Here is a 5,912-nt window from a genome sequence, read left to right as displayed (position 1 = left end):
ATTATAGAGTTATCTCATGAGGTGAAACAAAATTTACAGGTTATTTCTGAAATGAATGAAATGGTAAGCATGAATAATGGTTTAAATATTGCTCGTCATAGAAGTTACGATATATTAATTGGAATGAGAAATGAAATAACGGTAATTGCTCAAAGATTACAAATAGATATAGATAATATGGATGATTATTTTTATGACTTATATGAAAAAGTACAAAAAAATAGTTTTCAAATAGCCGGTTCTCCATCCGTAGTTTTTTATGATAAAGAGTATATTCCAAATCGCAGTGATATTGAATTAAGAATTCCGGTTATGTATGAGGACAATAAAGGCGTATTACAAGAGTGCGAAATAAAAAAGCTAAATCAGCATCAACTCGTTACTACTATGCATTATGGCAGCTATGACTATATAGGCTATGCTTATATGGCATTAGAAGAGTGGGTGGAAAGCAATGGCTATATAATAGATAGTCACCCATATGAAGTCTATATAAAGGGACCTGAATGTGATTGTTTAGTAGAGGAGTATGTTACACAAATTTGTTTTTTAGTTACGAAAATAGAATGAGAATAAGGATTGACATTAACATTATGTCAATCCTTATTCTATATATGTAAGCAATTTATCATAATAAAAAGGGGAAAGAATATGAAAAGAAAAATTTTACTTATTTGTCTAATTCTTAGTATGGTATGGATCTCAGCGTGTACTCCTGAAGTAGGAGAAGGTGAGAATGGTAGCTCTGTTCTACCTAATCAGTTGCCGAAGAATGTAGTATTTAAAAATGGTACAATCTATACTTCAAATGGAAAGCAAGACATCGTAGAGGCTGTAGCCGTTAAAGAAGGGAAAATTACATTTGTTGGTTCAAACAAGGATGTAGAGGGATTTATAAATGAAGATACGAAAGTGGTGGATTTACAAGGGCGTTTTATCCTCCCTGGTTTTGTGGACAATCATAATCATATATTTGAAGCGAAATCACCAGCAGCAGGGAATTGTAGTGTCTCACCAGATGCTTCGCTGCAAGAACAACGCTCGTATTTAAAAGCGTGTAAAAAAGATGTAAAAGAAGGGGAATGGATAAGCGGAACTGGATTTAGTTTAGAAGAGCTGTTAAAAGATATGGACGAAAAATCAGAACAACAAACTCCATTACAAGTTCTAAATGAGTTATTTCCTAATAATCCAGTATTAATTATGGAAAGAACCTCTCATTCTGTATGGGTTAACTCGAAAGCATTGGAGTTAGCTGGGATAAATAAAGATACGAAAGATCCGCAAGGCGGAAGAATCATTCGAGATCCAGAGACAGGAGAACCGTTTGGTATTCTTTATGATACAGCTGGAGATATTGTGATGGAAAAAGCATGGAATTCCCAGCCGAATCTGTTTGAAAAAAATTATGAAGGTTTGTTGGACGGATTAGATGAGGTTGCGAAGAATGGTATTACTACAGTCGGTGATGGACGTCTCTATTGGAAGCGAGGCTGGTTAGATGTTTGGAATAAAGTTTATGATGAAAAAAAGCTAACTTCACGAGTAGTACTTCGTCCATGGGTATATCCGAATTTAAATGAAGCAGAACAAATGGAGTATTTCAAAAAAATTAAACGTGATGATTTGTCATCCCGAATGCTTATAAATCAAGTGAAAATGTATAGTGATGGAATTAGTATTAATAGCACAGCTAAAATACTAGAAAAATATAAATTTGAGTGGTTTCAAGGGACTCCATATGGTTTGAACTATATTCCAGAAGAAAAGATGAAGTGGTGGTTGACTGAACTTAATAAAATTGGTTACGGTGCGTTAATCCACGCGATTGGAGACGGCGGGGTAAGAGAAAGTTTAAACGCAATTGAAGCAGCGAAAAAAGAAGGGGCAAATCAGCCTTATACGCTCACGCATGTGGAGATGGTAGAAGATAGTGATATAAAACGTTTTGCTGAGTTAGGTATTAGCGCTGATTTTCAAGTAGGTCATGATTTTGCGGAAGATCCTAAACAAAGCTGGGCAAGTACGTATTTTTCAGATCAACAGATGAAACGAATTATGCCGTTAGGGCGAATTTGGAAAACAGGAGCAAATGTATCGCTTAGTAGTGATTGGGATGTAAATGAACTGAATCCACTTGTGACGATTTCGAATGCATTAAGTATTGATGAGAAAGGCTTATCCGATGTACATGCAGCTATTGATGCTTATACAATTAAGCCAGCCAAAGCATTAGGTCTTGATAACATTACTGGCTCGATTGAAGTAGGGAAATCAGCTGATATGGTATTACTAAATGAAGATATTACGAAAATGAGTGCCGATAAGATTCCGAATGCGAAAGTTTTAGTGACGGTTTTACAAGGAGAAGTAGTGTATCACAAGGAGAAATAGCGAGTAATCTTATTTGGTTGCCACAAGTAAATGAATATATTTCTGTTGACCTTAACACGATGTCAAAGTTTAGACTGAACTTACATTCGAAGAAGGGGTGAACATGTATGAGAAATATGGAAAATAGTTTGTTTTATATGCCTGCTGAGTGGGAAAAACATGAGGGGACATGGCTCCAATGGCCTCATGATAAAACGCATAGAGGTGAAGGTTACAGAGCTAAGTTGGATGATATTTGGATATCGATGGCAAAGGAGCTTCATTATGGAGAAAATGTGCATATTGTTGTATGTGATGAGGAAGAAAAGGTACATGTCCAATCAAAGTTAATTGAAGCGAAAGTAAATATGGATAAAATTGATTTTTTAGTTCAAGAAACCGATGATGTTTGGATAAGAGATAATGGACCAATCTTTGTAAAAGATAAAGAGAGAAACATCTGCCTAACACACTGGGTATTTAATGGTTGGGGGGATAAATACCCGTATGAAAAAGACGCTGTTATTCCAGAGAAAATAAGTGAAATGTATAGCATTCCAAAAGTTAAATCTAGTGTTTGTATAGAAGGTGGAGGAATAGAGATAAATGGAAATGGCACCTTAATGGCGGCAAAAACTTCTATTATAAATGAAAATCGAAATCCTACACTAAGTCAGGAAGAGATTGAAATAGAGTTAACGAAGTATTTGGGAGTAACGAATTTCATATGGATAACTGGTATTCGCGGAGAGGATAATTATGATGAAGATACAGATTACCATATTGATGGGGCAGCGCGTTTTGTAAATGAAAATACAATTCTTTATGAATATGATCCTTTTGGGGAAGGAGAGTCGTACCTTTTGGAGGCGCAGGAAAAGCATTATCAAGAATTGCGACAAGCGAGAAATATAGATGGAAATCCATTTCAGCTCATCCCAGTACCTGTAACAAGAAAAGTGGTAAAAGAGGCAGACTGTAAAGGTTCGTATTTGAACTTTTATATTGGAAATGAAGTTGTATTGGTTCCTATATACGGTGATGAACATGATAAGTTAGGACTTCAAATCATTGAAGGGCAGTTTCCAGGAAGAAGAATTGTTGGGATTCATGTAAATGAATTGTATGCGTATGGTGGCATGATTCACTGTGTGACGCAGCAGCATTTAGAATAAAGTGATTTAAATGAAAGAAGCATGCAGAGCATAACTCTGCATGCTTTTTTCTTATAATGCTGAAAACTCTTCAACAAGTTGGGTGAATCGATTCAATGCACTTTCAATTGGCTCTGGTGTAGTTAAATCAACACCAGCTTTTTTCAGTAGGTTTAATGGATAGTCAGAACTTCCACCTTTAAGGAATTCAATATAGTTTTTCTGTGCATTTGGATCACCGCTTAATAATTTATCGGCGATTTGAATGGCAGAGGCGAATCCCGTTGCGTATTTGTACACGTAAAATGGACGATAGAAATGAGGGATTCTAGACCATCCATATTTTACTTCTTCATCAAACATAAGTGAATCACCGTTATATTCTCTAAATAGCTTTTCATAAATTTCGCTAAAGACTTGGGCATTTAATGGTTTACCTTGCTCGGCCATTTCATGTGTGGTTTTTTCAAATTCTGCAAACATGATTTGTGTAAAGAAGGTACCTTTAAAGCTATCGATAAAGTAGTTAATTAAATGATTACGTACGTTCGTTTCTTTCGCTTCTTTTAATAAATAGTGAATTAATAACACTTCATTTACGGTAGAAGCGACTTCTGCGACAAAAATGGAATAATGTGCAGAAATTCTTGGCTGGTATCCGTGTGAGTAATGCGTATGCATTCCGTGACCACATTCATGAGTAAGGGTGAAAAGGCTATTTAAATCATCGTGATGATTTAAAAGAATGAAAGGATGAACACCGTATACACCAAAATTATAAGCGCCAGAACGTTTTCCTGGTGTTTCTCTCACGTCTATATATCGTTTATCTTTAAAGCTTTTTAATGTTTCGATATATTCTTCACCTAAAGGAGCTAGTGACGCGATCATTATATCAAACGCTTCGTCGTATGGAATGTCTTGTTTTACACCTTTTACTAAATCAACACTCAAGTCGTATTGTCTTAGTTCATCTACATTTAATTTTTCTTTTCTAAGTTCATTATACGTATGTAATGATTGAATGTTTTTTTTCGTCGTATCGATTAAATTTTCATATACTTCYTTCGGAACCATGTCGCCAAATAATGATTTTTCTAAAGCTGATGGATATTTTCGTAGCTTTGAAACAGTAACATTATTTTTAATAGCTGCGGACAAAGTAGAAGCGATAGAGTTTTTTAACTGAATATATGGCTTGTAATAAGCTTTATAAGCTTCTTTACGTTTCTCACGATTCTCATCTTCTATTAACTTTGAATACATTCCACGTGTTAAGTTTACTTTTTCTCCATCATCAGTAGTCACTTCACCAAAAATTATATCTGCATTATTTAACATGCCAAATGTATGCTGCGGGGAGGAGAGTGCTTCACCCATTTGTGATAAAATTTCTTCTTGGTCTTTATTCAAAACGTGTTTTTTATAGCGGTATAATTCGAATAAGTCTTCTTTATAATAGTGTAAGCCTTCTGTTTCTTCTATGTAAGAATGTAATGTGTTTTCATCTACACTAAGCAAGAATGGGGAAAAGAAAGATTTAGCCGCACTTACTTTCACGTGTAATTGTGATACTTTATCGACAAGGGATTGAGCGTCAGTATCGCGTGTATCAAGATCAGATTGTAGTCTTGCATAAGCGAACATTAAAGATATTATGCTAGATATTTCTTCACTCTTTGTTAAATAAGCTAATAAACTATTGCCATCGTGAATATTTCCGTTAAACTTGTGTAGTTCATTCGTTAATACTTCAATTTTATGAAAGTCGCTTTCCCAATCTTCAATTGTATGGTAAATGTCCGTTAAATTCCATTTTTCTTTATCAGCTACTTGTAGTCGATCTTTAAGTTCTGTCATAATCATTTCCTTTCTAAATATGTAGTTATGTTCCTATATAACTATGAAATACAACAAATTGCAAAAAATCCCTGCTGGAAAATAAAAAGCCTTGCCGGAAATGGCGAGGCTTTAAAAGTTTAATGTAATGCCAAACGTTGAATGTAAAAGATTTTTATATTGCTCTTCTGTAACTGTTTCTTTCGTTTTTTTACCGTTTTTCGCTATTGTAAGGCTATCTTTCGTTAAAGAGGCATGCCCATTTTCAGTCAGTTTTACAATAAGAGGTACTTTATTAAAAGGGGAACCCTCATGTTCAACGATAATTTTTTGTGCTGCATTTGCTTTTTCCACATTTACTTCTTCCAAGTGAAATGCATAACCTACTGTCCAATCATTAGTAGAAGATTGATCTAGAAACTCATTATTTTTACGCATTTCTAAAATATAATTGCCTTTTTCAGTCGTTTCTTTGCGAATACGATAATCTCCTGTTACGGAGTGAACGACTTCACCTGAGAAAGGGACAGGTGCAAGAGGTAAGTA

At 34.9% G+C, this 5,912-nt stretch carries 5 protein-coding genes; 3 read left to right on the top strand and 2 right to left on the bottom strand.

Annotation, left to right across the window (positions count from 1 at the left end):
• From AC1DTM_RS16685 to AC1DTM_RS16675, 3 genes are all read left to right on the top strand, one after another.
• Positions 1–570 (top strand): GyrI-like domain-containing protein (locus tag AC1DTM_RS16685; RefSeq protein WP_477000514.1); only part of this gene is annotated, 570 nt, incomplete at its 5' end.
• 81 nt (positions 571–651) lie between these two features.
• Complete coding sequence (locus AC1DTM_RS16680; RefSeq protein WP_016105591.1) at positions 652–2,394, top strand: amidohydrolase; 1,743 nt, start codon at positions 652–654, stop codon at positions 2,392–2,394.
• A 107-nt stretch (positions 2,395–2,501) separates the two neighbouring features.
• A complete protein-coding gene (locus AC1DTM_RS16675) occupies positions 2,502–3,548 on the top strand; it encodes an agmatine deiminase family protein (protein WP_016105590.1) in 1,047 nt (348 codons plus the stop codon).
• Positions 3,549–3,599: 51 nt separating this feature from the next.
• On the opposite strand, the gene pepF is transcribed toward AC1DTM_RS16675, so the two are convergent.
• Entirely contained in the window at positions 3,600–5,387 is a 1,788-nt protein-coding gene (pepF, locus tag AC1DTM_RS16670) for an oligoendopeptidase F (RefSeq protein WP_016105589.1), read from the bottom strand.
• 111 nt (positions 5,388–5,498) lie between these two features.
• The coding region (locus tag AC1DTM_RS16665) for an arylamine N-acetyltransferase (protein ID WP_477000513.1) at positions 5,499–5,912 on the bottom strand (414 nt) is incomplete at its 5' end.

This window comes from Bacillus sp. P4_D3 (assembly GCF_056401855.1).
Note: the sequence above shows the minus strand (reverse complement) of the source record. Positions and strands in the feature narration are given on the sequence as shown.

Coding starts and splice junctions, on each gene's coding strand:
- AC1DTM_RS16680 (WP_016105591.1), top strand. CDS start 652: ATGAAAAGAAAAATTTTACTTATTTGTCTAATTCTTAGTATGGTATGG.
- AC1DTM_RS16675 (WP_016105590.1), top strand. CDS start 2,502: ATGAGAAATATGGAAAATAGTTTGTTTTATATGCCTGCTGAGTGGGAA.